The 24,230-nt window shown below is 72.2% G+C and carries 25 protein-coding genes; 14 read left to right on the forward strand and 11 right to left on the reverse strand.

The genetic code is table 11. The features are described from left to right. Positions 1 to 22: 22 nt before the first annotated feature. A complete protein-coding gene (locus tag Q7F20_RS05400) occupies positions 23 to 712 on the reverse strand; it encodes a metal-dependent transcriptional regulator (RefSeq protein ID WP_305739090.1) in 690 nt (229 codons plus the stop codon). Between the two features lie 22 nt (positions 713 to 734). Here Q7F20_RS05400 and Q7F20_RS05405 point away from each other — a divergent pair, with 22 nt between their 5' ends. Further along, positions 735 to 1,616 (forward strand): CPBP family intramembrane glutamic endopeptidase, encoded by an 882-nt coding sequence (locus tag Q7F20_RS05405; RefSeq protein WP_305739091.1) that lies wholly within the window; start codon positions 735 to 737, stop codon positions 1,614 to 1,616. A gap of 134 nt (positions 1,617 to 1,750) precedes the next feature. Here Q7F20_RS05405 and Q7F20_RS05410 read toward each other — a convergent pair whose 3' ends face one another. Then, a complete protein-coding gene (locus tag Q7F20_RS05410) occupies positions 1,751 to 2,545 on the reverse strand; it encodes a trans-aconitate 2-methyltransferase (RefSeq protein WP_305739092.1) in 795 nt (264 codons plus the stop codon). Positions 2,546 to 2,547: 2 nt separating this feature from the next. After that, the gene (locus tag Q7F20_RS05415) at positions 2,548 to 3,345 is read right to left on the reverse strand and encodes an HAD-IIA family hydrolase (RefSeq protein WP_070417042.1); all 798 of its coding nucleotides are present in this window, start codon (positions 3,343 to 3,345) and stop codon (positions 2,548 to 2,550) included. A 177-nt stretch (positions 3,346 to 3,522) separates the two neighbouring features. Between Q7F20_RS05415 and Q7F20_RS05420 the strand changes: the two genes are divergently transcribed. Together Q7F20_RS05420 and Q7F20_RS05425 are read left to right on the forward strand one after the other, a co-directional pair. Further along, entirely contained in the window at positions 3,523 to 4,200 is a 678-nt protein-coding gene (locus Q7F20_RS05420; RefSeq protein WP_305739093.1) for a TetR/AcrR family transcriptional regulator C-terminal domain-containing protein, read from the forward strand. A 27-nt stretch (positions 4,201 to 4,227) separates the two neighbouring features. Next, positions 4,228 to 4,893: a TrmH family RNA methyltransferase gene (locus Q7F20_RS05425; protein WP_305739094.1), complete on the forward strand. Its 666-nt coding sequence runs from the start codon at positions 4,228 to 4,230 to the stop codon at positions 4,891 to 4,893. Positions 4,894 to 4,968: 75 nt separating this feature from the next. Here Q7F20_RS05425 and Q7F20_RS05430 read toward each other — a convergent pair whose 3' ends face one another. Beyond that, positions 4,969 to 5,967, reverse strand: a complete 999-nt coding sequence (locus Q7F20_RS05430) for a LacI family DNA-binding transcriptional regulator (RefSeq protein WP_305739095.1) — start codon at positions 5,965 to 5,967, stop codon at positions 4,969 to 4,971. Between the two features lie 245 nt (positions 5,968 to 6,212). Between Q7F20_RS05430 and Q7F20_RS05435 the strand changes: the two genes are divergently transcribed. Together Q7F20_RS05435 and Q7F20_RS05440 are read left to right on the forward strand one after the other, a co-directional pair. After that, positions 6,213 to 7,112 (forward strand): DUF559 domain-containing protein, encoded by a 900-nt coding sequence (locus Q7F20_RS05435; RefSeq protein ID WP_305739096.1) that lies wholly within the window; start codon positions 6,213 to 6,215, stop codon positions 7,110 to 7,112. A 10-nt stretch (positions 7,113 to 7,122) separates the two neighbouring features. Further along, a complete protein-coding gene (locus tag Q7F20_RS05440; RefSeq protein ID WP_305739097.1) occupies positions 7,123 to 7,926 on the forward strand; it encodes an NAD(P)-dependent oxidoreductase in 804 nt (267 codons plus the stop codon). A 118-nt stretch (positions 7,927 to 8,044) separates the two neighbouring features. Here the strand turns inward: Q7F20_RS05440 and Q7F20_RS05445 are convergent, their stop codons facing one another. From Q7F20_RS05445 to Q7F20_RS05455, 3 genes are read right to left on the reverse strand one after another with little or no spacing between them, the layout of a single operon-like run. Then, the gene (locus Q7F20_RS05445; protein ID WP_305739098.1) at positions 8,045 to 10,114 is read right to left on the reverse strand and encodes a YhgE/Pip family protein; all 2,070 of its coding nucleotides are present in this window, start codon (positions 10,112 to 10,114) and stop codon (positions 8,045 to 8,047) included. Next, positions 10,111 to 10,827 carry a hypothetical protein gene (locus Q7F20_RS05450; protein WP_305739099.1) on the reverse strand — a complete coding sequence of 239 codons (717 nt, stop codon included), beginning with the start codon at positions 10,825 to 10,827 and terminating at the stop codon, positions 10,111 to 10,113. Before Q7F20_RS05450 ends, Q7F20_RS05445 begins: the two co-directional genes overlap by 4 nt. Then, a complete protein-coding gene (locus tag Q7F20_RS05455) occupies positions 10,824 to 11,486 on the reverse strand; it encodes a TetR/AcrR family transcriptional regulator (protein ID WP_305739100.1) in 663 nt (220 codons plus the stop codon). Before Q7F20_RS05455 ends, Q7F20_RS05450 begins: the two co-directional genes overlap by 4 nt. Positions 11,487 to 11,646: 160 nt before the next feature. On the opposite strand from Q7F20_RS05455, the gene Q7F20_RS05460 reads away from it, so the two are divergent. The 5 genes from Q7F20_RS05460 (at position 11,647) to Q7F20_RS05480 (ending at position 18,111) form a co-directional block, all read left to right on the forward strand. Beyond that, positions 11,647 to 15,312 carry a S8 family serine peptidase gene (locus tag Q7F20_RS05460; RefSeq protein ID WP_305739101.1) on the forward strand — a complete coding sequence of 1,222 codons (3,666 nt, stop codon included), beginning with the start codon at positions 11,647 to 11,649 and terminating at the stop codon, positions 15,310 to 15,312. A 108-nt stretch (positions 15,313 to 15,420) separates the two neighbouring features. Then, the gene (locus Q7F20_RS05465) at positions 15,421 to 15,591 is read left to right on the forward strand and encodes a hypothetical protein (RefSeq protein ID WP_156794772.1); all 171 of its coding nucleotides are present in this window, start codon (positions 15,421 to 15,423) and stop codon (positions 15,589 to 15,591) included. Positions 15,592 to 15,762: 171 nt separating this feature from the next. After that, on the forward strand, positions 15,763 to 16,173 hold the full coding sequence (locus Q7F20_RS05470) for a hypothetical protein (RefSeq protein WP_305739102.1): 411 nt from the start codon (positions 15,763 to 15,765) through the stop codon (positions 16,171 to 16,173). Positions 16,174 to 16,258: 85 nt separating this feature from the next. After that, positions 16,259 to 17,551 (forward strand): adenylosuccinate synthase, encoded by a 1,293-nt coding sequence (locus Q7F20_RS05475; protein WP_305739103.1) that lies wholly within the window; start codon positions 16,259 to 16,261, stop codon positions 17,549 to 17,551. A gap of 2 nt (positions 17,552 to 17,553) precedes the next feature. After that, positions 17,554 to 18,111: a low molecular weight phosphatase family protein gene (locus tag Q7F20_RS05480; protein ID WP_305739104.1), complete on the forward strand. Its 558-nt coding sequence runs from the start codon at positions 17,554 to 17,556 to the stop codon at positions 18,109 to 18,111. A gap of 14 nt (positions 18,112 to 18,125) precedes the next feature. On the opposite strand, the gene Q7F20_RS05485 is transcribed toward Q7F20_RS05480, so the two are convergent. Continuing rightward, positions 18,126 to 19,373: an MFS transporter gene (locus tag Q7F20_RS05485; protein WP_305739105.1), complete on the reverse strand. Its 1,248-nt coding sequence runs from the start codon at positions 19,371 to 19,373 to the stop codon at positions 18,126 to 18,128. Positions 19,374 to 19,427: 54 nt separating this feature from the next. Here Q7F20_RS05485 and Q7F20_RS05490 point away from each other — a divergent pair, with 54 nt between their 5' ends. From Q7F20_RS05490 to Q7F20_RS05505, 4 genes are all read left to right on the forward strand, one after another. After that, positions 19,428 to 20,204, forward strand: a complete 777-nt coding sequence (locus tag Q7F20_RS05490; protein ID WP_305739106.1) for a helix-turn-helix transcriptional regulator — start codon at positions 19,428 to 19,430, stop codon at positions 20,202 to 20,204. Between the two features lie 210 nt (positions 20,205 to 20,414). Beyond that, on the forward strand, positions 20,415 to 20,744 hold the full coding sequence (locus Q7F20_RS05495) for a hypothetical protein (RefSeq protein WP_305739107.1): 330 nt from the start codon (positions 20,415 to 20,417) through the stop codon (positions 20,742 to 20,744). A 92-nt stretch (positions 20,745 to 20,836) separates the two neighbouring features. Further along, positions 20,837 to 21,181: a hypothetical protein gene (locus tag Q7F20_RS05500; protein WP_305739108.1), complete on the forward strand. Its 345-nt coding sequence runs from the start codon at positions 20,837 to 20,839 to the stop codon at positions 21,179 to 21,181. Between the two features lie 78 nt (positions 21,182 to 21,259). Further along, positions 21,260 to 21,874, forward strand: coding sequence for a hypothetical protein (locus Q7F20_RS05505; protein ID WP_305739109.1), 615 nt, complete (start codon positions 21,260 to 21,262; stop codon positions 21,872 to 21,874). Between the two features lie 6 nt (positions 21,875 to 21,880). On the opposite strand, the gene Q7F20_RS05510 is transcribed toward Q7F20_RS05505, so the two are convergent. From Q7F20_RS05510 to Q7F20_RS05520, 3 genes are all read right to left on the reverse strand, one after another. Continuing rightward, the gene (locus Q7F20_RS05510; protein WP_305739110.1) at positions 21,881 to 22,621 is read right to left on the reverse strand and encodes an SOS response-associated peptidase; all 741 of its coding nucleotides are present in this window, start codon (positions 22,619 to 22,621) and stop codon (positions 21,881 to 21,883) included. 175 nt (positions 22,622 to 22,796) lie between these two features. Continuing rightward, positions 22,797 to 23,519, reverse strand: a complete 723-nt coding sequence (locus Q7F20_RS05515) for a hypothetical protein (RefSeq protein WP_305739111.1) — start codon at positions 23,517 to 23,519, stop codon at positions 22,797 to 22,799. Continuing rightward, complete coding sequence (locus tag Q7F20_RS05520) at positions 23,512 to 24,177, reverse strand: hypothetical protein (protein WP_305739112.1); 666 nt, start codon at positions 24,175 to 24,177, stop codon at positions 23,512 to 23,514. Before Q7F20_RS05520 ends, Q7F20_RS05515 begins: the two co-directional genes overlap by 8 nt. Positions 24,178 to 24,230 lie beyond the last annotated feature (53 nt).

The following is a 24,230-nucleotide window of genomic DNA, read 5'->3' on the forward strand; positions in this document are numbered from 1 at the left end:
GCGGCGGGCAGCCGCCGCGGGGTCAGTCGGCGTCGGGGGCGAGCCAGATCGCGGACGCGGCCGCCGCGGGCAGGTCCACGAGGGACTCCGAACCGTCGGGCGCGCGCCGGGACACCGCGATCACGCCCGCGTAGTCCCGCACCCGCTCGACGCGCAGGTGCGTCCCGAGCCCGACGCCGAGCTCGTCGAAGTACCGCAGGAGCGAGGGGTCGTCGTCGGAGACCCGGTCGACGGTGCCGCACGCCCCGGGGTCGACCGCACCGAGCAGGGTCCCGGGGGAGTCCGGCACCGTGCCGTCCGCGCGCGGGATGGGGTCGCCGTGCGGGTCGTGCGTCGGGTGCCCGAGGTCGGCGTCGACCCGGTCGAGGAAGGTCTCCGACACGGCGTGCTCGAGGGCCTCGGCCTCGGTGTGGACCTCGTCCCAGGAGTACCCCAGCCGCTGCACGAGGAACGTCTCGATCAGCCGGTGCCGCCGGACCATCGCCACGGCGACCTGCTGGCCGAGGGGCGTGAGCACGACGCCGTAGTAGGGGGTGTGCTCGATGAGGCCGTCGCGGTCGAGCTTCCGGAGGTTGCCCGACACCGTCGACGCGGACACCTTGAGCGCCGCGGCGATGTCGCGGGTGGCCAGACCCGCCCCGCCGCGCTCACTCGCCTTCCAGACGAGCTTCACGTAGTCCTCCGCCATCGTGGACAGGGAGGGCAAGCGCATGCGCCAATGGTACAAACGGCAGGTGACCGCCGCTGCCCCCTCCCGTCGTCGCTGGCCCGTGCCGCCGTCGCTGCTCGTCGGCCTGGCGCCGCTCGTGGTGTTCGCGGCCGTCAGTGCCTGGCGGGCCCGGCCGAGCGACGACTACCCGACGCTCGGGCAGACGGTGGACAGCGTCGTCCGGTCGCTCGTCGTCCCGGAGGGCATCGCCGCCGTCGCCCTCTGCCTGGTCGTCACGGGGCTCGGCTGGTGGCGCATCGCCACCGTCGACCCGACCCGCACGCGGCTGCGCTGGACGATGGTGGCGCCGATCCTGATCGCGGTCGTGTGCGTCGCGCGGCTCCCGCTCATGGACTGGTCGGCGCTGCCGGTCCGCTACTTCCTGCTGCTCGCCGTGGGGGTGCTGTTCGTCGGGGTCTTCGAGGAGCTGCTGACCCGCGGCGTCCTGCTCGTCGGCCTGCGACGCCGCCTGCCGGAGTTCGGCGTGTGGATCGCCTCGTGCGTGCTGTTCGGGGCGCTGCACCTGCTCAACGCGCTCGCGGGTGCAGGCCTCGGTGCGACGCTCGTGCAGGTGGTGTTCGCGGCGTCGTTCGGTTCGACGCTCTACGTCGCGCGTCGGCTGACCGGGAACCTGCTCGTGCCGGTGCTCCTGCACGCGTTCTGGGACTTCGGGTCGATCGGTCTCTCGGCGACGACGGACGTGCAGGACCCGACGACGCTCGTCGTCGTCGGCGCCCTCGGTCTGGTGTCGTTCGGGGTCCTCGCGTTCGGCGTCGTGGCCGGTGGGGTGATCGCGTGGCGGGACGACCGGCCGCGCCGCCTGCGGCGCCGGTGGCGGGCGGTGCCGCCCGTGGGCGCGTACGCGGTGCTGGGGGATGAACCGCGCCTCCCGTCCGCCGTGCGGTGACGTCGGTGCACCGGTCTCGTTCCCCGAACCCGGCTCCCACGAACCAGAACGGTCACGGCGCGGACGGAGCCTCGTTCCCACTGTCCGATCGACCGGGGGCGACCGGCCGATCGAGCGTCTGACCGACCGGCGGATCAGGGCTTCCGGCCGACGGCGAAGACCCGGCGGAACGGGTACACCGTGCCGTGGGCTCCGGTCGGGTAGGCCGACCGCAGCGCGGCCGCGTACTCGGCCTCGTACGCCGCGGTCGACGCGCCGGAGGGGTCGGCGGCGTCGAGCGCCTGCAGCGCCGGACGGAGCCCGGTCCCGCGCACCCAGTCCAGCACCGGGTCGTCGCCCCGCAGCACCTGGGCGTAGGTGGTCTCCCACGCACGGGCCTCGAACCCGGCGTCGAGCAGGATGCCGAGGTAGCCGGCCGGATCGAGGACCGGATCCTCGCGGAGGACGCCCGCCAGCGCCGGTGCCCACGGTCCCGATGCCGCGATCGACCGCATGAGCGCGTGCGACGGCGACCCGAAGTTGCCCGGCACCTGCATCGCGAACCACGAGCCGGAGGGCATCGCGTCGAGCCACCGCGGCAGCAGGGACACGTGCGACGGGACCCACTGCAGTGCGGCGTTCGTCACGACGACGTCGTCGGTCGGGCCGGGGGTCCAGTCCTCGATCGACCCCAGCTCGAACGACAACCCGGGGCCGGTCGGCGCCGACGCCAGCATCTGCTCCGAGCTGTCGATGCCGACCACCGATGCGGAAGGCCACCGCGCTGCCAACGTGGCGGTGAGGGTCCCGGGGCCGCAGCCGAGGTCGACGACGCGACGTGGCGCCTCCTGGCCTGCACTTCCCGACCACCTGATCTGCGCGACCAGGTCGTGGAACGGCCGCGCGCGGTCGTCCGCGAAGGCGGCGTAGCGCGACGGGTCCCAGCGCATCGCTACAGCTCGACCTCGAAGGGTTCGGTGCGGACGAGTTCGTGCACGCCGGAGATGACCTCGCTCGGGCGGAAGGGGTAGCGGTCGATCTCGGCCTGGTCGCTGATGCCGGTCATCACGAGCACGGTGTGGAGGCCCGCCTCGATGCCGGCCTGCACGTCGGTGTCCATGCGGTCGCCGATCATGCCGGTGTTCTCGGAGTGTGCGCCGATCCGGTTCATCGCGGATCGGAACATCATCGGGTTCGGCTTGCCCACGACGTAGGGCTGCTTGCCGGTGGCCTTCTCGATCATCGCGGCGATGGCGCCGGTGGCGGGGAGGACCCCCTCGGCCGACGGTCCGGTCGCGTCGGGGTTCGTCACGATGAACCGGGCGCCGTCGCGGATGAGCCGGACCGCCTTGGTGATCGCCTCGAACGAGTAGTTGCGGGTCTCGCCGACGACGACGTAGTCGGGAGCGGTCTCGGTCATGATGAAGCCGGCCTCGTGCAGCGCGGTGGTCATGCCGGCCTCGCCGATCACGAACGCGGAGCCGCCGGGCATCTGGGACTTGCAGAAGTCCGCCGTGGCGAGGGCGCTCGTCCAGATGCGCTCCTCGGGGACGTGGATGCCGGACCAGCGGAGCCGGGCGCTGAGGTCGCGTGGGGTGAAGATCGAGTTGTTCGTGAGGACGAGGAACTCCGTGCCCTCGTCGAGCCACTGCTGGATGAGTTCCGGTGCTCCGGGGAGTGCCTGGTTCTCGTGCACGAGCACGCCGTCCATGTCGGTCAGCCAGCACTCGACCTCGTCGCGGGTTGCCATGCCCCTCACCCTAGTGCGCGCCCGTGACGGCCCGGCTCGACGTCGGCTCCGAGGAGGCCGGGAGGCGCGGATCGGCTCTTGCGCGCTGGTCGCGGAACCGAGATGGTCGAGACACCGAACGCCGGTCGGCTTTGCCCTAGGCTTTTCGGGACACGTACCGAAAGAAGGAGACCCGTCGTGCTCGTCGAACCCGGAACCCCGACCGTCACGCCCCGGCCCGTCCCGGCGCCGGAGCAGGCCGAGGCGACACCGCGACGACGCCGGGGTCGCCCCAACGTCCTCAGCCGCGAGCAGGTCATCGACGCCGCGACCGCCATCGCGAACGAGGACGGTCTCGACCGCCTGTCGTTCCGCGCGCTGGGCGTCCGGCTCGGCGTCGCACCGATGACCGTCCACCGCACGATCGGCGGGCTGGGCGACCTGCACGCCGAACTCGTCCGCCGCACGGTCGACGAGTTCACCGCGACGTTCGTCTGGCCGGACGAGTGGCACGCGGTCGTCCGGACGTTCGCCACGACCTTCCGCGACCTGATGCGGACCCACCCGCTCGTGCTCGAGTCGCACAGTCGCCGCGGCGCCCTGGTCTCGACGGAGTCCGACGCGGTGGTGGCCAGGGTCGTCGGTGCGCTCCGGGCAGCCGGTCTGTCCGACGCCGAGGCGATGTACGCGTTCTTCGTCGTGTACGACTTCGTGGTCGGCCACACGGGCGTGCAGGTCGGCCGCGGTGCGTCGGAGGCCGGGCGCCCGGAGCGACACGCGCTGGTCGGGGAACTCCTCGGGTCGCACTCGTACGACGCACGCTTCGACCTCGGGCTCGACGTGCTCATCGCGGGCATCGAGGCCCGGATCCGCTGACCTGCGCGACCGCCGTACGCTGGGGGCGTGACCGCTGTCCCCGAACCGTCCCACGAGCGGACGACGAACGGGGTCGGGCCGCACCCCGAGCCCTGGCCGGACGACCCGCGGCTCGACCCGGAGCTCCTGGCCACCGGGGACACCCGCAACGTCGTCGACCGCTACCGGTACTGGTCGATGGAGGCCATCGTCGCGGACCTCGACACCCGGCGCCACGCGTTCGACGTCGCGATCGAGAACTGGCAGCACGACCTCAACATCGGGTCGATCGTGCGGAGCGCCAACGCCTTCCTCGCCGGGACGGTGCACATCGTCGGGCGCCGGCGCTGGAACAAGCGCGGCGCGATGGTCACCGACCGGTACCAGCACGTCCGGTACCACCCCGACGTCGCGGCCTTCCTCGAGGCCATGCACGACGAGGGTCGCCCGGTGATCGCGATCGACAACACCCCGGGAGCGTCCCGCATCGAGACGGCGCCGATCCCGGAGCGGTGCGTGTTCCTGTTCGGGCAGGAGGGGCCCGGGCTGACCGACGAGGCCGTCGCCGGCGCGGACGGACACCTCGAGATCACGCAGTTCGGGTCGACGCGGAGCATCAACGCCTCAGCGGCCGCGGCGATCGTCATGCACAGCTGGGTCCTCCAGCACGCTTCCACCGAGCGCGGCGGCGGGACCGACGGCATCGCGCCCTGAACCGCGGGAGCCGTCCGCCGCGACCGGCGGGGCGGGGCCGAGCCGCGCCTCCCGTCCGTCAGCGCGTGCGCTGCGTCAGCGGGACGCCGTGGTGCGCCGCGCGACCAGCCGGGGCTCGACGAGCACCTCGCTCGCCGTCGCGGTCGGGTCCGCGATCCGCGCGAGGAGCCGCTCGCCGGCACCGCGCCCGATCTCGACACTGCGGTCGTCGATGCTCGTCAGCCCCACGTACCGCGTCGCTGCGAGCGGGGTGTCGTCGTAGCCCATGACGGAGACGTCCTCGGGGACGCGCAGGCCGCGCTCGGCGAGCTCGGACAGCGCACCGAGCGCCATCACGTCGTTCGCGGCGAAGACCGCGGTCACGTCGGGGTGCGTGTCGAGGAGCTGCGCGAGGGCGCGGGACCCGGCCTCCTCGGTGGGGTCGCCCGGGAGCACGACCGTCGCCACCGCGGCGTGACCGTCGACACCGGCGGTGAACCCGGCGCGGCGTTCGTCGGACGCGGCCGACGAGGCGCCGACGAACCCGAGGCGCGTGTGGCCCAGGGCGAGCAGGTGCTCGGCGGCCATCGCCCCGCCCGCGCGGTCGTCGTTCGCGACGGTGTCGGCGCGGGGGATGGCGACGCGGCCGCCCGCGATGACGAGCGGCGTCGAGGCGGGGATCGCCAGGTCGGTGTCGGGCTCGCCCGCGATGACGAGCCCCTCGACACGCATGGACAGGAAGCCCTCGACCGGCGACGCGTCGAGCCCGGTGTTGAGGAACCGATCGGCGACGACGAGCCGGTGGCCCTGGTCCTGCAGTGCTTCGCGCAGCCCGGTCAGCAGGTCTACGAACCACTGGTTCCGGAAGTCGTCGAGCACGACGCCGACCGTCCGGGAGCGCGTGCCGGCGAGCGAGACCGCAGCGGTCGAGGGGCGGTAGTCGAGCTCCTGGATCGCCTTCAGCACGGCGTCGCGCCGCTGCTGGCTCACCTTCGGGGACCGCTGCAAGACGAGCGACACGAGGGACTTCGAGACCCCGGCGCGCGCGGCGACGTCGTAGATGGTCGCGGGTTTGCCGGCTCCCATGATCTGCATCGACCTCCGTGGCTCTCCCGTCGATGGTAGCGGGGCGGGGGTGCGGTGCGCTGCGCGGTCGCCGGGCCGCGCGCGCCGCGCTGCGCGGTCGAGTGAGCAGGAATCGTCGAGTCCGGTCCGCTGACCCGACGATTGCTGCTCAGTGGACGAGGGAGTTCCTCCTCCACACGGGAGGCGCGGCGTGGGTCGTCCACGGATCCGTACGTCGGAGAGCGGGTGACGTCGCGATCCGGGAGGCTGCGGGGATGCGACCGAGACCACTCCCACGGGAACTCCGGGCCCGAGCGTTCGACGTCCGGGCAGCCGATCGCGCCGGGGTGTCGCGCGAGCGGCTCCGCCGACGAGACCTCGTCCGGCCCACACGCTCGCTCCGATGGCACCGGGCCCGACCGCCGATCGGCATCGACCGGATCCGTGCGTTCCGACCGGTGCTGCTGCCGAGGCAGTTCATCAGCCACACGAGCGCGGCGGTGCTCTGGGAACTGCCGGTGCCGATCGCCCACCGGGACGGCCCGGTCCACGTCACGAGTCGTCTCCCGGCGGCCCAGCCCCGGCGCACGGGAGTGGTCGGGCACCGCGTCGAGGCGTCCCGGGCCGCCGTCCGTGACCGCTGGGGCCTGCCGGCGAGCGCACTCGCGACGGCGTGGGTCGAGTGCGGGTCGCTGCTCTCCCTCGACGACCTGGTGGTGCTCGGCGACGCGATCGTCACCGCAGCACGGTGCCGCACGACGATCGATGACCTCCGAGCGGCACTCGAGCAGCGCGGGCGGTGTCGCGGTGCGCGCCGTCTCCGTGCCGCGTTGGCGCTCGTCCGAAGCGGGGCCGCCTCGCCGCAGGAGACGCGAGCGCGCCTGGCCGTCCTCCGTGCGGGACTGCCGGAACCCGAGCTGCAGGTCGAGATCCGTGACGACCGGGGCCGGTTCGTCGCTCGGGTGGACATGGCCTTCCCGCGGCAACGCGTCGTGGTCGAGTACGAGGGCGACCACCACCGAACGGACCAGCACCAGTGGGCGACCGACGTCCGACGGCACCGGGAGGTCGGCCGCCTCGGGTGGGTCGTCCTGCGCTGGACGAAGTCCGACCTCGACGACCACCTCGGCGAGACGCTCGCGCAGCTCCGAGACCTCCTCCGGGAGCGCGCGTAACGTCCGCCGCATGGCGACGCTCCTCATCACCGGTGCTGCAGGACGGATCGGCTCTGCGCTCCGACCCCGACTCCTCGACGCCGGCCACGACCTGGTCCTCCTCGACGAGCACGAGCCGGCCGAGGCGGTGTCCGCCCGCGAGCGGCTCGTCATCGGTTCGGTGAACGATCCCGATGCCCTCGACACCGCGATGGTCGGGGTCGACACGGTCGTGCACCTCGCCGGGATTCCGACCGAGGACGACTGGGACGCGCTCGTCGCCGCGAACCTGACCGGAACCAAGAACGTCCTCGAACGAGCCGCTGCCCTTGGCGTGCTGCGGGTCGTGCAGGCGAGCTCGGTGCACGCGGTCGGTCGGGTCCCTGAGCCCGTCGACGCGCCGGGGAGCGTGCCCGGCGACCGCCTCCCACGCCCCGACACGTACTACGGCGTCACCAAGGCCGGGATGGAGCTGTTGGGCAGCCTGTTCGCGGACCGGTACGGGATGTCGATCGTCTCGGCACGGATCGGGGCGTTCGGCGAGGTGCCGTCCTCGCAACGGGCGCTCCTGCTGTGGTCCTCGCCCGACGACCTCGCACGCCTGGTGATCGCCACGACCGAGCTCACCGAGCCCGGTCACCACGTCGTGTGGGCGCTCTCGAGGAACACCGGGTCACCGGCTGACCTGCGCGCCGGTGCAGCGATCGGCTTCGTGCCGCACGACGATGCGTCCCGCGTGCTCGACCCCGACGACCGCGAAGCGTTCGAACCCGAGGACATGCGGTACCTCGGTGGTGGGTTGGCGGACGTCCCGCTCGGGCGCCGCGAGCGCTGACGGCCGCGTCGAGTGAGCACGAATCGTCGAGAGACGATCGGCGAGCCGACGACTCCTGCTCACTCGACGGAGCGCCCGGGCGGCGGCCGCCCGGGCGGCGGCCCCCGCCCCGCCCCCGCTACCCGATCAGGCTCGGGCGCAGGTCGCGCAGCGTGCGGGAACGGGTCTGCCGCGCCGTGACGACGAACGACACGAGGAGCGCCCCGAGCAGCCAGCACGCGAGCACACCCGCGTCCGACCACGCCGCGCCGAGGTCCCCGCCGTACATCGTCTGCCGGATCGCGTCGACCGAGTACGTCATCGGCAACGCGAAGTGCAGCGCCGCCAACGGCCCCGGCAGCGTCTGCCACGGGAACGTCCCGCCGGCGGTCACGAGCTGCACGAGCATGAGCACGAGGCCGAGGAACTGCCCCACCGACCCGAGCAGCACGTTCAGCGCCATGATGATCGCCGCGAAGGTCGCCGAGGCCAGCACCATGACCCCGATCGTCGCCCCGGCGTGCACGACGTTCAGGTCGAGCGCGAACCGGACGATGAAGAACAGCGCCACCATCTGCACGAGCCCGAGCAACGCCGGCGTCAGCCACCCCCCGAACACCACCGCGAGGGGCTTCCGCACCGCGGTGATCGCCCGTTTCGAGATCGGCTTGAGGATGAGGAACAGCGCGTACATGCCGATCCAGGCCGCGAGGGAGATGAAGAACGGCGCGAGACCCGCCCCGTAGTTGTCCGCCGCCGCGACGTTGTCGTCCCCGACCTTGACCGGGTCCGAGATCACCGAGGCCTGGTCCTCACGCTGCGAGGCGTTCGACGCCGGGATCTTCGTGCGGCCCTCGTCGAGCTTCGAGGCGAGCTCGAAGGAGCCGTCCCGCAGTGACACGAGCCCGGACGCCAGCGACTTCGCACCGTCGTCGGCCGAGGCCGCTCCGGACGCCAGCGACGCCGCACCGGACGACAGCGTGGGCGCTGCCGAGGCGAGCTGCGAGGTGCCCGAGGCCACCTGCGACGACCCCGACGCCAACTGGGACGCACCGTCCGCCGCCGAGGAGATCCCGTCCGCGAGCGTCGGAGCCGCCGTCGCCAGGGCGGAGGTACCGGCCGCGACCTGGGCGGACCCGTCGCGCAGCTGGTCGACGCCCTCGAGCGCGGCCTTGGCCTTCGCGAGGTCGGCCTTCGTCGTGTCGTCGCCGAGCTGCGCCTCGACGGTGGAGGTGATGACCGCCTGCACCTCCGGGGTCAGTTCCACGCCACGATCCGCGGCGGCCTTCGTGATCGCCGCCGTCACGGTGTCAGGGGAGAGGCCGTCCAGGGCGTCGAGCGCCGGATCGGTCTGGTCGGCCAGGGCCTTGTTGCCGGCCGCGACCTTCTGTGCGCCCTCGTTCAGTTGCGCGGTCTGCGCCGGCAGCGACGCGGTCTGCTGCTCCGCGGTCTGCAGCCCCGAGGACAGCGTCGCCGCCCCGGAGGCGACCTGCTGGGCACCCTGGTCGAGCGCAGCGGTCTGCGACGGCAGTGCGGCGGTGCCGTCCGCGAGCGTCGCCGCACCGGAAGCGAGCTTGCCGGTGCCGTCCGCGAGCGTGGCCGCGCCCGACGCAGCGGACTTCGCACCGGAGGCGAGCTGCCCCGCACCGTCGACGGCGTCTCCGAGGCTGTCCCGGACGTCGGCGAGCCCGACGAGCAGGGTCTTCGCCGCCTGCTTGCCGACCCGCTCGGCGACGGCGGTGCGCATGGTCTTGCCCGCCTGCTCCGCGATGGTCGAGGCGAGGTACGAGTTCGTGTCCGCCGTCGTCATCACGAGTTCGGCACGCTTCGGGTCGTCGGACTGCGCCGAGACCAGGGACTCCGAGAAGTCGTGCGGGATCGTCACGACGAAGTCGTACGTGCCGTTGCGGACGCCGGAGCGTGCGTCGGCCGCGGTCGTCTCGGTCCACTTGAAGTCGGCGCCGTCGATCGCCTCCTTCGTGACGTCCTTGCCGTAGTCGACGCGGTCGCCGTCGAGCGTGGCGCCGGCGTCCTGGTCGACGATGGCGGCGGGGACCTGGTCGAGTTTGGCGTACGGGTCGCGGTTGGCCCAGAGGTAGGCGCCGCCGTAGAGCAGCGGCACGACCATGAGCGCGATGAACGCGAGTCGTGCGAGCGGGGTCGCGGTGAGTCGCGCCAGTTCGGCGCGGACGAGCGAGGTGGTGGTCACGCGGTCGCCTCCGTGGGCAGGTGGTCGGTGTCGGACGGGAGGCGCGGGTCGTCTCCGTCAGGTCGGGCCACGTCCTCGGGGTCCTGGGTCTGGATGGTGTCGAGCGGCTCGATCGTGTCGAGCAGCGCCTCGACGGTCGCGGCTGCGGCCTTGGAGGTCACGAGTACGACGGTCACACCGCGTCGGGCGACGTCGCGGACGACCGCGAACCACCCCTCGACGGAACCGCCGTGCCGTTCGGGCGAGGTGATGACGAGTCCGGTCACCCCGTCCCGCAGCAGGGCGAGTTCGACGAGGAGCCGGACCCGCACGTCGGTCGGGACCCGCTGCACGTGCGTGTCGGCGAAGTCGCGCAGCCCGAGTTCGTCGAGCACGGTGTCGACGTGCTCGCGGGACGGCCGCTGCCCGGCGAACGCGAGCTCCTCGCGGACGATACGCCGGAGGCTCATGACCGGGAACGGCTCGGCGACCCCCGGCGTGTCGACGAGGGCGAACGTCCGCCGGACGGCCGCGGCGTCGTCGTGGCCGTCGAGGAGCACCCGGCCGGTCTCAGGACGCATGCGACCGCCGGCGACGAGCGATGCGAGCACGGGTGCCTGCTCGGTCTCGACGGCGACGACACCCGGGCGGCCGGGTGCTGCGACGGCGGAGACGACGGGCAGCGCGGCACCGGGCTCGTCACCGATGCCGACGTGGTCGAGTTCGAGGGTCATGCGCGGTCCTTACTGGGGGAGGCCTCGGGGGTGGACGGCGCGACCGGCTCGGAGAGCATCGCGGTGCGCCAGTCGATGCCGGTGACGCCGAGGGCCGACAGGACGACCATGCGGCGGCCCGCGGCGTCGGACGTGCCCGAACGGGTCGCTTCGTCGAGCACTGCGATGCAGGCGTCCTCGACGAGACGGCCGAGGGCGTCGGGATCGACGTCGTCGCGCATCACGCCGTCGGCGATCCCGAGTGCGCACGCTTCCCGCACCTGGGCGCGGACGGGCGCGAACTCGGTCGCGACGGATTCGATGAACGGTTCGCGGACCGCGACGGCGGCCATCGACCTGACGTGGGAGACCTCGGCCCAGAGCGCCACGGCGATCGAGGCGATGCGCGCCGCCGGCGGCAGTTCGACGAGGTCCGAGGTGGTCGGCATGGCCGCCGCGATCCGGGCGGCCCCGGTCGTCACCAGCTCGCGGACCAGGTCGTCGCGGGAGGGGAAGTGTCCGTAGACCGCACGCCTCGAGAGCCCGGCGGCGGACGCGATCGACTCGAGCGACGCGTCCGGGTCGACCTGCAGCACGGTCTTCGCGGCCTCGATCAGGGCGGCCCGGTTCTCCGTCGCGTCCCGGCGGGGAGCGCGTGCGGGCTGGTCAGGAGTGGTCACGAAACCCATCGTAATAACGTGCACACGGGTGTGCAAGTTATCAGTTCCACGACCCTCGACCGAGGGGGTCCCCCAAAGAGCGGACTGTGCTCCCTGAGAGCAAGCGCATAACTTCACAGCAATTCCATGAAGAACACGGACGGAGCCAGGAGTGCGCCTTTTGAACCGTGCAACACCGAACGACAACCCGAACCCGAACCACCACCGCATCGCACGTGTGCTCACCGCCGGCATCGCCGCCGCGGCCCTCGCGTGCGGTGGTCTCGCGGTCGGCGGCGCAGCCTCCGCCGCTCCGTCGCGGCTCTCGGCGGCCGACCTGAAGATCGCCCAGCCGCTGCGTGACGCGAAGCCCCAGAAGACCATCGCGGCGTTCGTGCGCACGACCGGCCAGGGCGCCCTCGAGGTCGACGCGAAGGCCAAGGGCGGCGACCTGACGAAGTCGAAGACGCAGTCCTCGGCGGCGAAGCAGCGCGTCAAGGCGATCGGTTCGACCGTCGACGCGGTCCGCGCTGCCGTCAAGCAGTCGGACGCTGACGCGACCGAGCTCTACTCGACCGAGTACACCGTCCCGGGCATCGCCGTCGTCGCCGACGTCGAGGCGCTCCGGAAGGTCGCGGCGCGTTCCGACGTCGCGAGCATCATCCCGCTCACGCCGAAGAAGGTCGTCGAGCCGACGGTCAACGCTGACGCCTCGGCGGCTCCGTCCGGCGTCGACCCGAGCCTGACGAAGCCGGGCGCCGACGGGGTCTCCCCGAAGAACGCGGCGAGCGACGTGTACACGCGGGCGCTCAACGCCTGGCAGCAGACCGGGCACACCGGCAAGGGCGTCAACGTCGCCGTGCTGGACACCGGCCTCGACTACACCCAGGCGGACTTCGGCGGCCCCGGCACCACGGCCGCCTACGACGCCGCGCTCGCATCGACGAGTGCACCCGCGCAGGGCTCGTACGACCCGCAGAAGTTCCTCGGTGGCTACGACTTCGCCGGCCCCACCTACAACGCGGACCCGACCGACCCCGACACCTACCAGCCGGTGCCCGCGCCGGACGACAACCCGATCGACGGCAAGGGCGGCGACCACGGCACGCACGTGTCCGGCACGATCGCCGGCTACGGCCTCGACGCCGACAAGAAGACCTTCGACGGCGACTACACCAAGCTCACCACGCAGCAGGTGCAGGACATGTGGATCGGTCCGGGCACCGCGCCCGAGGCCGGCCTCTACGCCCTCAAGGTGTTCGGTGACGACGGCGGCTCGACCGACCTCACCGGTGCCGCGCTCGACTGGGTCGGCCAGGCGCTGACCGAGGGCAAGGACATCAACGTCCTCAACCTGTCGCTCGGCTCCGACTACGGCGCGCCGGACGACCCCGACAACGCGAAGATCGACGCGCTCACCGCCCGCGGTGTCCTCCCCGTCATCGCCTCGGGCAACGCCGACGACTTCACCGACATCGGTGGGTCGCCGGGCAACGCCGAGGGCGCCCTCACCGTCGCCGCCAGCGCCACCGGCCAGTCGCTCTACGACGGCGTCCAGGTGACCGCTCCGTCCGCCGTGGCGAAGACCTACCGTTCGCAGTACTCCCAGAACTTCCAGGGGACGCTGCCGGTCGAGGGTGACGTCGTCGTCCCGACCACGAACGTCGACGGCTGCACGCCCTTCACCGGTGCGGACGCCGCGGCCGTCGCGGGCAAGGTCGTCTGGCTGAAGTGGACGGACGCCGCGCTCGAGTGCGGCTCCGGGACGCGCTTCAACAACGTCCAGGCCGCTGGCGGCATCGGCGTGCTCCTCGCGGGCACGATCAACACGTTCAGCTCGGGCATCGCGGGGAACGCGACCATCCCGGGTGCCGAGCTGACCAAGGACAGCGTGACGAGCCTCCTGGCCTCGGCCGAGGCCGGGACCCTGCACGTGCGGTTCGCCGACGAGCTCAAGGGCTTCGAACTCGCCACCGACCCCGAGGCCGTGAACACGCTCGCCTCGTTCACCAGCCGCGGTGTCCACGGTTCGTTCGGCGACATCGTCAAGCCGGACATCGCCGGCCCCGGGGTCAACGTGATCTCGGCGGCCAACGGCACCGGTGACGACCGCATGTCGATGAGCGGCACGTCGATGGCGACGCCGGACGTGGCGGGCATCGCCGCGCTGACGTTCGAGTCGCACCCGACCTGGTCGGCCCCGGACGTCAAGGCCGCGCTCATGAACACGGCCACGCACGACGTGAAGGACGGCTCCGGCACGGCGACCCTGCTGCGCCAGGGCACCGGCCGCGTCGACGCCCTGCAGGCCGTCACCGCCGACACCACCGTGAAGAGCGTCGAGAACGGTCAGCTCGTGACCGCCTCGTTCGGTGTCGTCGAGGTCTCTGGCAAGACCAGCGAGACCCGGTCGCTCCTCATCGAGAACACCGACTCCACGGCTCACACCTACGACGTGGCCTACCAGCCGCAGGTGTCGCAGCCGGGTGTCGCGTTCTCGCTCAGCACCAAGCGCGTCACCGTCGGACCCGGCCGCGGCGCCGTCGTGGACCTCACGTTCACGGTCGCCGACCCCACGAAGCTCCGTCGCGTCATCGACCCCACCCAGGAGTCGGTGCAGCAGGGCTACCAGCGGGAGTTCGTCACCGCCGCGACCGGTCTCGTGACCTTCACCCCGACCGACAAGACGCTCGACCCGCTGCGCCTCGGCACGTACGTCGCGCCGAAGCCGGTCAGCGCCGTGCGCGGCTCGGGTGTGTCGTTCACCGGGTCGCAGAAGACCGCGAACCTCGCGCTGAGCGGCCGTACGGTCGACCAGGGCGGGCTGACCTCGGGCTACCACGCCGCGGTCGCTCCGTTCGTGCTCGGCGGGACGGACGGCGTGGAGTCGTTCCCGGCCGGTTCCGCGTCCCAGTCGCTCAAGGCCGCTGACGTCCGTGCCTACGGTGTCAGCTACGACAAGGCGTCGGACACCCTCGCGTTCGGTGTGCAGACGGCCGGTCCCGACGCCAACCCCGGTGCCGTGACCAACGTCGAGGTGTTCATCGACACGAACGGCGACGGCAAGGACGACTACCTCGTGTACGACGCGAAGTCCTCGGTGGTGGACGCGACGCTCGTCACGACGATCGACCTCGCCAAGGCTGCATCGGACGACCCGGACGTCGACCCGGTCGTCGACGCCTTCCCGCTCAACGGCGGAGCTCCCGGCCAGGACGTCAACACGTTCGACAGCGCCGTGAAGGTCCTGCCGGTGACGGCCTCGGCCATCGGCGCCGCGGGCAAGACCATCTCGTACCGGGTGGAGACCGAGTCGGCGTACGCGCCGGGTGCGGCCACCAGCGGGTCCTCGGTGGTCGACGTGACCTCGACGGCGAAGTTCAACCTCGCCAAGCCGACGCTCACGTTCGCCCAGGGTGGCCAGGGCGGCACGCTGTTCGCCGACAAGGGGTCGCTCCAGGTCACCCGCGGTGCCGGCGTCGCCAGCGCCCGGATCCTGCTGCTGCACCTCGGCAACGCGGTCGGCAGCCAGGCTCAGAGCGCCGCGGCGACCTGGGTCGCCCCGACCCTCACGCTCGCCAAGGGCAGCGGGGTGTCGATCGCCGGCAAGCCGACGGTCGGGACGAAGCTCAAGGCCGGCCACGGCACGTGGAACGGCACCGGTGTGACGTACTCGTACCAGTGGCTCCGTGACGGCAAGGCGGTGAAGAACGCGACGAGCTCGTCCTACAAGCTCGGGACCTCCGACGTCGGCCACACGTTCTCGGTGAAGGTCGTCGCGAAGGCGAAGGGCTACCAGGACGGCACGGCCACGTCGAAGTCGACCGCGAAGGTCACGCGCCGCTAGGAACGGTCACCGCCACTCGGGCCCCGTCGCGTCCCAGCGGCGGGGCCCGCAGTGCGTCTACGGGACATGTAGTTAGACAAACTAGTAATGCGGTGCGAGGCTTGCGACATGCAGACGCAGACCACCCTGAAGCAGCTCCGGGCCAACCCGATGGAGTGGCGTCGCCGTGGGCTCACCCCGCCGGACGTCATCCAGTCGATGATCGAGGAACGCCTCGCCGAGCCGGGCCACTCGGCCCCGGTGGGCGACCCGTCGTACCAGGACTTCTTCCGCAGCTGAGCGCGGTGGGCGCGATCACCTGACGGACGGGAGGCGCGGTGCCAGCCGGCACCGGGGGGGGGGGGGGCCGCCAGCCCGGGGGGGCGGCGGGGCGGGCCCCCCCCCCCCCCCCCCCCTCCAGTCCGCCTCCGGCACCGTCCGACGGCCGTGACATGCGGCATCATGGCGGGCATGGCTCGGATCCTGCTGCGCGCGAGCGTGGTCCTCGTGAGCGCGCTCGCGGCGACCTGGCTGAGCGAGGGCGCGGTCGCGGCCTGCCCTGCCGTGTACCCGGCTCCCGCGTCCTGCTCGGTCGACGCGCGGACCGCTGTCGCTGCCGTCGGGACGTGGACGATCTCGGGACTCTTCGCGCTCGTCGTCGCCGTCGTCGCGCTGCGACCGCCCAGGATCGTCCGCACCTCGGCATCGGCGCTGTTCGTCGCCGCGAGCGCCGTCGTGCCGGTGTGGACGCTGCTCTCCACGGGCTTCGCCGCGGACACCCGGGTGCTCCTCGTCGCGTTGCTGGTGCTCGTCGTCCTCGCGCTCGGGCCGGCGCTCGTCGCCGCCCCGCGCGCGGACGGCCGGCGGGGGACCGGACGGTAGCGGGCAGGTGACCGTCCGATAGACTCGGGTGGACCACCGGCCCGACTGGTCGTGTGAGGTCCTCCGCCAACGTGAGGAGAACCAGATGCCCGCTGCAGTGATCATCGGAGCCCAGTGGGGCGACGAGGGCAAGGGGAAGGCCACCGACCTCCTCGGGTCCCGCATCGACTACGTCGTCAAGTTCAACGGCGGCAACAACGCCGGGCACACGGTCGTCGTCGGCGGCGAGAAGTACGCCCTGCACCTGCTGCCCTCCGGCATCCTCACGCCCGGCGTCACGCCGATCATCGGCAACGGGGTGGTCGTCGACCTCGAGGTCCTCTTCCAGGAGCTCGACGCGCTCAAGGCCCGCGGCGTCGACGTGTCCCGCCTGCTCGTCTCGGCGAACGCCCACGTCATCACGCACTACCACCGCACGATCGACAAGGTGACCGAGCGGTTCCTCGGCAAGCGGCAGATCGGCACCACCGGCCGCGGCATCGGCCCCACCTACGCCGACAAGATCAACCGCGTCGGGATCCGCATCCAGGACATCTTCGACGAGAACATCCTGCGGCAGAAGGTCGAAGCGGCCCTCGACCAGAAGAACCACCTGCTGGTGAAGGTCTTCAACCGTCGCGCCATCGACGCGGACGAGGTCGTCGAGTCGCTGCTGTCCTTCGCGGACCGCCTGCGTCCGATGGTCGCCGACACCGGCCTCGAGATCCACCGTGCACTGGAGCGCGGCGAGACCGTCCTGTTCGAGGCGGGTCAGGCCACCATGCTCGACGTCGACCACGGCACCTACCCGTTCGTGACCTCCTCGTCCGCGACGGCCGGCGGTGCCGCGACCGGTTCGGGCATCGGCCCGGGCAAGCTCGAGCGCATCATCGGCATCGTCAAGGCGTACACGACCCGCGTCGGCGCCGGTCCGTTCCCGACCGAGCTGTTCGACGAGTCGGGGGAGTTCCTGCGCGCGAACGGCTTCGAGTTCGGCACCACCACCGGTCGACCCCGCCGCTGCGGCTGGTACGACGCCCCGATCGCCCGTTACACGGCGCGGGTCAACGGCGTGACGGACTTCGTGCTCACGAAGCTCGACGTCCTCACGGGCCTGGCGACGATCCCCGTGTGCGTGGCGTACGAGGTCGACGGCGTCCGCGTCGACGAGGTCCCCGTGAACCAGTCGGACTTCCACCACGCGAAGCCCGTCTACGAGGAGTTCCCGGGCTGGACCGAGGACATCACGGGCGCCCGCTCCTTCGAGGACCTGCCGAAGAACGCGCAGGACTACGTGCTCGCGGTCGAGGCGATGTCCGGCGCCCGGATCTCCGCGATCGGTGTCGGCCCCGGTCGTGACGCGATCGTCGTGCGGCACGACCTGCTCGGCGCTTCCTGAGCATGCGGGTCCTGTTCGTCTGCAGCGGCAACATCTGCCGTTCGCCGCTCGGCGCACAGGTCCTCACGGCGCGACTCGGCCCGGACGCACCCGCGTTCGTGGTCGAGTCCGCCGGCACCATCGCACAGGACGGCGTCCCGATGGACGACGCCGCGGCTGCACAGTCCGTGCGGCTCGGGGGCACGCCCGACGGGCACCGTTCGCGGTACCTCACCGCGGCGATCGCGGGGGCGGCGGACCTCGTGCTCACCGCCGAGCGATCGCACCGTGCCGCCGTGGTCTCGCTCGCGCCCCGGACGGCGAAGCGGGCGTTCACGCTGAAGCAGTTCGCGCGGGTGCTCGACGGGCTCGAGCCCGGTGACCTCGCAGGTGTGACGTCGCCGTCCGAGCTCGTCGAGCGGGTCGCACGGCTCCGGGGGAGCGTGCCGCCGCCGGCCGATCCTGCGGACGACGACGTCGATGACCCGTACCGCCGGTCGACGGCGACGCACGCGCGGGTGGCGGACGAGATCGCCGCGGCGCTCGTGGTGGTCGCGGACGCGCTGCGCGCCGTGCACTGACGCGCGCTCGCCGCTCACCGCCGCGCCAGCACCTGCCGCTCCCGACTCGCGGCGACACCCGCCACGAGTTGCACCCCCAGCAGCGCCAGCAGGACCACGACCGGCACCGTCCAGCCCCCGGTCGCCGTGTGCAGCAGACCGATCCCGAGCGGCCCGAGCCCCGCGAGCAGGTACCCCGTCCCCTGGGCCATCGTCGAGAGGTGCGCGGTGTGCCGGGCATCGGGCGACCGCCAGACGATGTAGCTCAACGAGAGGCTGATCGCACCACCCTGGCCGAGGCCGAACAGCGTCATCCAGAGCCAGGCCCCGGCGGCCGGCGCCACGAGCAGCCCGACGAACCCGACCGCGCAGAACGCCACCACGACGACGACCGGCACCCACGTCGGTCGGACCCGCCGAGCGATCGCCGGGCCGGTCACACCGGTGACGATCCCGGGCAGGCTCGAGTACGCGAGCATCAGGCCGGCCTCGTGGGCGGTCACCCCGGCGTCCTGCAGGACCGTCGGGACCCAGGTCAGGAACGCGTAGTACGACAGGCTCTGCAACCCCATGAAGCCGGTCACGGCCATCGCCACCGGGTCGCGGAAGAGCCGGGCGAACCGCGGCTCGTCGGGCGCTTCGACCGGAGCGTCGTCCACCGTCCTCGAACGCCCCGCGTGCCCCGGGTTCCGCAGCGCTCGCGGCAGCCACACGAGGAACGCCACGACGGCCGGGACCGCCCAGAACGCCAGTGCCGGTCGCCACGACCCGAAGGCCGCCGCGAGCGGGACCACGGCCGCCGAGGCGACCGCAGCACTGAGGAACAGCGCCGTCGAGTACAGCCCCATCAGGAGCCCGACCCGGTGCGCGAAGTCGCTCTTGATCGCAGCGGGCATGAGGACGTTCGCCACCGCGATCGCGGCGCCGGCCAGTACGGTGCCGCCGTACAGCGCCCAGCCGTGCGGCTCGATCCGCAGCGCGATGCCCACCGCGAGCACGGCCATCGTCAGCCCGAGCAGCCGGTGCAGCCCGATCCGACGCGTCAGCACCGGGGTCAGGAACGCGAACGCCCCGAACGCGAAGACGGGGATGGTGGTGAGGAGACTCGCCGCCGACGGGCTGAGGTGCAGTGATCGTTCGACGTCACCGAGGACCGGACCGACGGACGCGACGCCCATCCGCAGGTTCAGGGCGACGAGCATGAGTCCGGCGCCGACGTACCAGGCGGCCAGGAGTCGCCGCCGGGGGTCCGCGCGGGGCACGGCGAGGGGAGCAGTGGTCATGTCCCGATCCCACCACCCCGATGTCCCGGCCCGGAACACGTAGGCTGCCGATCGATGTCGGTTTCCAGCCAGACGCCCGCCATGATCGTCGATGACCGCTCCGAGGCGGCGATCCACTTCGAGCACGCCGAGACGGTCCCGCCCCACGTGCACACGCGCGGTCACCTCGTCCACGCGGCGACCGGCGTGCTGTCGCTCATCACCGCCGACGGCGCCTGGATCGCGCCGGCCAACCGGGTCGCGTGGGTGCCGGCCGGTGCCGAGCACCGGCACCGGGCCCACGGGGTGACCGACATGCGGATCGTGTACCTGTCCGCAGAAGCCGCCACGCGCCTCCCGTCCGGCCCTGCCGTCCTGTCCGTCTCGCCGCTCGCACGGGAGGCGCTGCTCGCCCTCACCGCGCCGGCGCAGCGCTCCGAGACGGCCAGGTCCCACCTCCGTGCGGTCGTCGTCGACGAGCTCGCGTCCGCACCGGAGCTGCCGCTGCACCTGCCGGAGCCGCGCGACCCCCGGCTGCGCCGGGTGGTGCGCCGCGTGGAGCGCGACCTGTCGACCCCGCTGTCGCTCGCCGAACTCGCGGCCTGGGCCGGGCTCGGGGAACGGACCCTGACCCGGCTGTTCCGACAGGAGACGGGCACGGGGTACCGGCAGTGGCGGCTCCAGCTCCGGGTGCACCGCGCCCTGGTGCTGCTCGCGAGCGGGCGCAGCGTCACCGACGTCGCGGCAGCGTGCGGTTGGGCGACGACGAGCCAGTTCATCGAGCAGTTCACGCCGCTGGCCGGGATGACACCGGGGACGTACCGCCGGGCGGCGGGCCGGACGAGCGCGTGACGGTCCTCCGGCGGAATGGCCGGAGAACGAGTACCCCGATCTGTCCCCTGTACCCCGGAAGTGCGACGTCCGACCCCGGAAACCCGGGCTTCACCGATGGGACGCATTGACGGAACCCGTGAATCGACGGGCATCGCTGGCGTGGGGAGGGCGCGGTCTCGTAGCGTTCTGGTGTCAGCAGATGTACCCCGGATCGCGAAGGAGAGCGACATGAGCACCACCGTCAGCACCGACATCCGAGCTGAGGTCACGCTCGACACCGACACGGTCGACACGATCGCCATCCTCGAGGCCCAGGCCGAACCGCACGCCCGCCCGGCGCGCGCCAAGCTCACCTGGACGCAGGAGGACGACGGCGAGTGGGTCGCGAACTACGGCGGGTACTTCGGCGGATCGGTGGACAAGCGCGAGGGCCGCTACGTCGCCTCGGACACGTTCGGACTCGTCGTCGGCGACTTCGCGTCGCTCGAGCAGGCACAGGCGAAGCTCGCGGACCAGCTGCACGTGATGCTGCCGTCCGTGATCCGCCCGGTCGACTAGGACGTCGACCCGAACCCGACCACGCACCACCGCGTCACCCGTACCACCCGCACCACCGCGTCACCCGCACCACGCACCAGAGGAGCACCACCATGAGCACGCCCGTCGACCACCACCAGGACACCGAGGTGACCGTCGACACCGCCACCATGGTCGCGATCACCGGCATGGACACCCACGTCGACCTCGTCGTCGACGCTGACGTCGAGGAGCCGGCCCACCCGCGCATCCTCTGGTCGCGGCCGGACACGGGGCTCTGGGCGGCGAACTACGGCGGCTACTACGGCGGGACCGTCGACCGTCAGGGCGCGCACTACTTCGTCTCCGACACGTTCGGGCAGTACGTCGGCGACTTCCGGTCGCTCGAGGAAGCCCAGCTGCGGCTCGCCGAGCGACTCCACGTGCTCCTGCCGGACGTGCGTCGCGACGACGCCTGACGACCTGGACTCGAGGCCCGGACCACGTCAGCCGACCGGTTGACGTGATCCGGGCCTCCTGTCTGTCATGCTCTCGTCGTGGGTCGACGCTCGGCCCGGGCCGGGGGACTCATGGAATCGACTGAGCAGACGTCTTCGCGGAAGCGGGTGGCCTCGCCGGCGCGGGCGGTCCTCGCCGTGTGCATCGTCGCGGCGCTCGTCATGCTCGCCGGACTCGCGATCGTCACCGTGTCCGCGACGCCGCTCCGTGCCCTCGGTGCGAACGGCGCGTGCGGCGGATGGTCGGACGACCTGGCTGGTCGTGACGAGACGCGGATCACGGCTGGGTTCGTCCTGCGCAACCCGACCGGTCGACCGGTGACGATCCGGGGTGTCCGTGCGACATGGGACGAGCGTCTCGAGTCCGTGCACATCGTCCTGGCGGAGCAGGTTCGCGGGTCGGGGGACGGCACGCTCATCGGGACCACGCCGTTCGTGCTCGACGGAGCCCGCGTCCTGGACGCGCACGAGACCGTGATCGCGCCCCACGAGAACATCCGTGTCGCGGCCGAGATGCAGGCGAAGAGCCTGGCACACGGCGGGCACCTGACCGGGCTCCGGGTGACGACGGCCGGGCCGCTCGGAACCCTGCGTACCCAGGACCTGACGGACGTGACCGTGGGGATGACCACGCCGGGGTCCGACGCCTGTTGACCGGGGCTAGGCGACCCGCTCGATGAGCTGCGGGCCGTCGTTCTTGACGCTGTTCACGGCGCGCGAGACCTCGTACTGCTCGAGGCCTGCGGCGACCGCGAGGGACTCGTGGTCGAGCAGTGCCAGCAGGTCGTCCTGCCCGAGACCGCCCTGGTCGGTGTCCAACCAGGCGTCGTAGCCGTCAGGGGTGAGGAACGCCGGCATCCGGTCGTGCACCTCGCCCGGGGCCACGTGGGCGTCCCGCGTGATGATCGCCAGGGACAGCCGCCACTTGTCCGGGTCACCGTCGGGCTTCGTGGGGTCGGGCCACGCACTCACGACGCCGGCCATCGCGAGCGCGCCGCCGGGTTCGTGGACGAAGTGCGGTTCCTTGCCGTCCTCGCGCACGACCCACTCGTAGTAACCCTGCGCGGGGACGATGCACCGGTTCGTCGCGAAGGCCCGCTTGAACATGCCGCTCGTCGCGACCGTCTCGATGCGGGCGTTGATCGGCTTCGGGCGCTGCTTCTGGAAGTCCTTCGCCCAGCTGGGCACGAAGCCCCAGCTGATCTGCGGGAGCTCGCGCTGCCCGTGCCGCTGCCGGACCGCGAAGACCGGGTCGGTCGGCGCGACGTTCCAGCTCGGGGCGAGGCCGGTGCCGACGACGCCGGTGTCCTCGTCGACGTGCTCGGTCCGGTCGGCGAGCTCGCCGATCAGTTCCGGCAGCAGATCGGCCGTGGTGTCGGAGACGACGAACCTTCCACACATACGCCCAGTGTGCCCGGTGCCACCGACACGCGTGCGGGCGGTTCCCGCGCGGGTGCGGCGCGCCGCCCGCGCTCGCCGCGTCCGCCGTTGAGTGAGCAGGAATCGTCGGGTCCGCGCCGCGCACTCGACCACTTCTGCTCACTCGACGCGGCGGGCAGGGGGAACGAGACCGTCCTCAGTCGCCGGGGAGCGACAACTTGCTGCCCCTCGGGCTGTCGGGACGTCCTCGGCGCGGTGCGGGCGGGACCGGTGGCAGCGCCTCGGCCTCGATGCGGAGCTGCTCCTGACGCCCGAGGGTCCGGATGCCGATGACCCCGGTACCGGCCGCGAAGACGATGGAGAACAGCCAGACGCCCGGGAACAGGATCACGGTGTCGCCGCCCACCGCGGAAGCCACGTCGAACACCAGGGTCCCGAGGACGATCCCGGCCCAGCCGCCCATGAGGAACAGCGAGCGGTAGGCCGTCCTGACGAGCAGGTCACGGGTCGCTGGCATGCCCTGGAGCACGGCGTCGCGGTGCTCCGGCGTGACCGGCGGCGGGTTGCGCCGGTAGTAGCGGGCGATCGCCTCCTGCGTGCGCCACCCGATGCCGGGCATGGGCGGGAGCGACCATCCTCTGGGGCCGATCGGCGTGAGAGCGGCACCGACGCAGCCGATGCCCGCGGCGACCAGGAGCGCCACGAGGACTCCGGCAGCGACCGGGACGGCTCCGTCGAGGCGCTCGACGAACGCCCCGAGGGCCAGCAGGCCGACCAACGCGATGACCGCGACGACGATCCCGACGCGGACGGCCCGGCGGTGGTGCCGACGGTCGACGAGTTCGGGAAGCCGCCGCCGGTACACCCGCCACCCGGTGCGGAACACGCTCCGGGGAGCCTCGTCGTGCGACTCAGTCATCGGGGAGCCGAACCTTGGAGCCGTCGACCCCGTGCTTCGCCGTGTCGGCGTCCCCGGCCGGTGGGTCGGCCGAGAGCGCTGCGAGCCGCGCCCGTTCCGAACGGCCGAGCCGCACCACGAGTTCGGGCAGCGTGCACACGTACAGTGCCGCCCACAGCAGCCCGATCGGACGGAGGTCGCTCCCCACGAAGGCCGCGACCCCGAGGAGCGCGATCCCGCCGAGGAACGGTGTGAGCCGCGTCAGCCGCCGGATCAGCCCGCGCTGCAGGAGTCGGACGTCGGTGAGCACCGCCTCGCGGTCCTCGGGTGCCACCGGCCGCTGCCGTCGGCCCAGGTAGGGCTGCACCGACCACCGCACGCTCATCTGCCAGTCCGGCCGGACCTGTCGCCCGTTGATGGTCGCTGCCGGGTCGAGCGGGCGGTCGGTCGGGACGCAGGAGAACACGATCGACCCGAGCCCGAGGGACACGAGCACGATGACGACGATCGGTCGGGCCGGCCCCGTACCTGCCCAGCCGAACGCGAGCTGCAGCGCAACGGCGCCGACCAGCACGACCACGGAGCAAGCGACGGCGATCCATGCGGCGCGACGGACACGTGCGGCATCGACCACCGTACCGATGCGCGCCAGCAGCACCCGCCACCCGAGTGTGAACACATGTCATGTCTACGCGCTCGGCGCTCCGCGCGGTGGGGATCGCGACGCTTCGT

It is taken from the genome of Curtobacterium sp. A7_M15 (assembly GCF_030705415.1).
Classification (GTDB): Bacteria; Actinomycetota; Actinomycetes; order Actinomycetales; family Microbacteriaceae; genus Curtobacterium.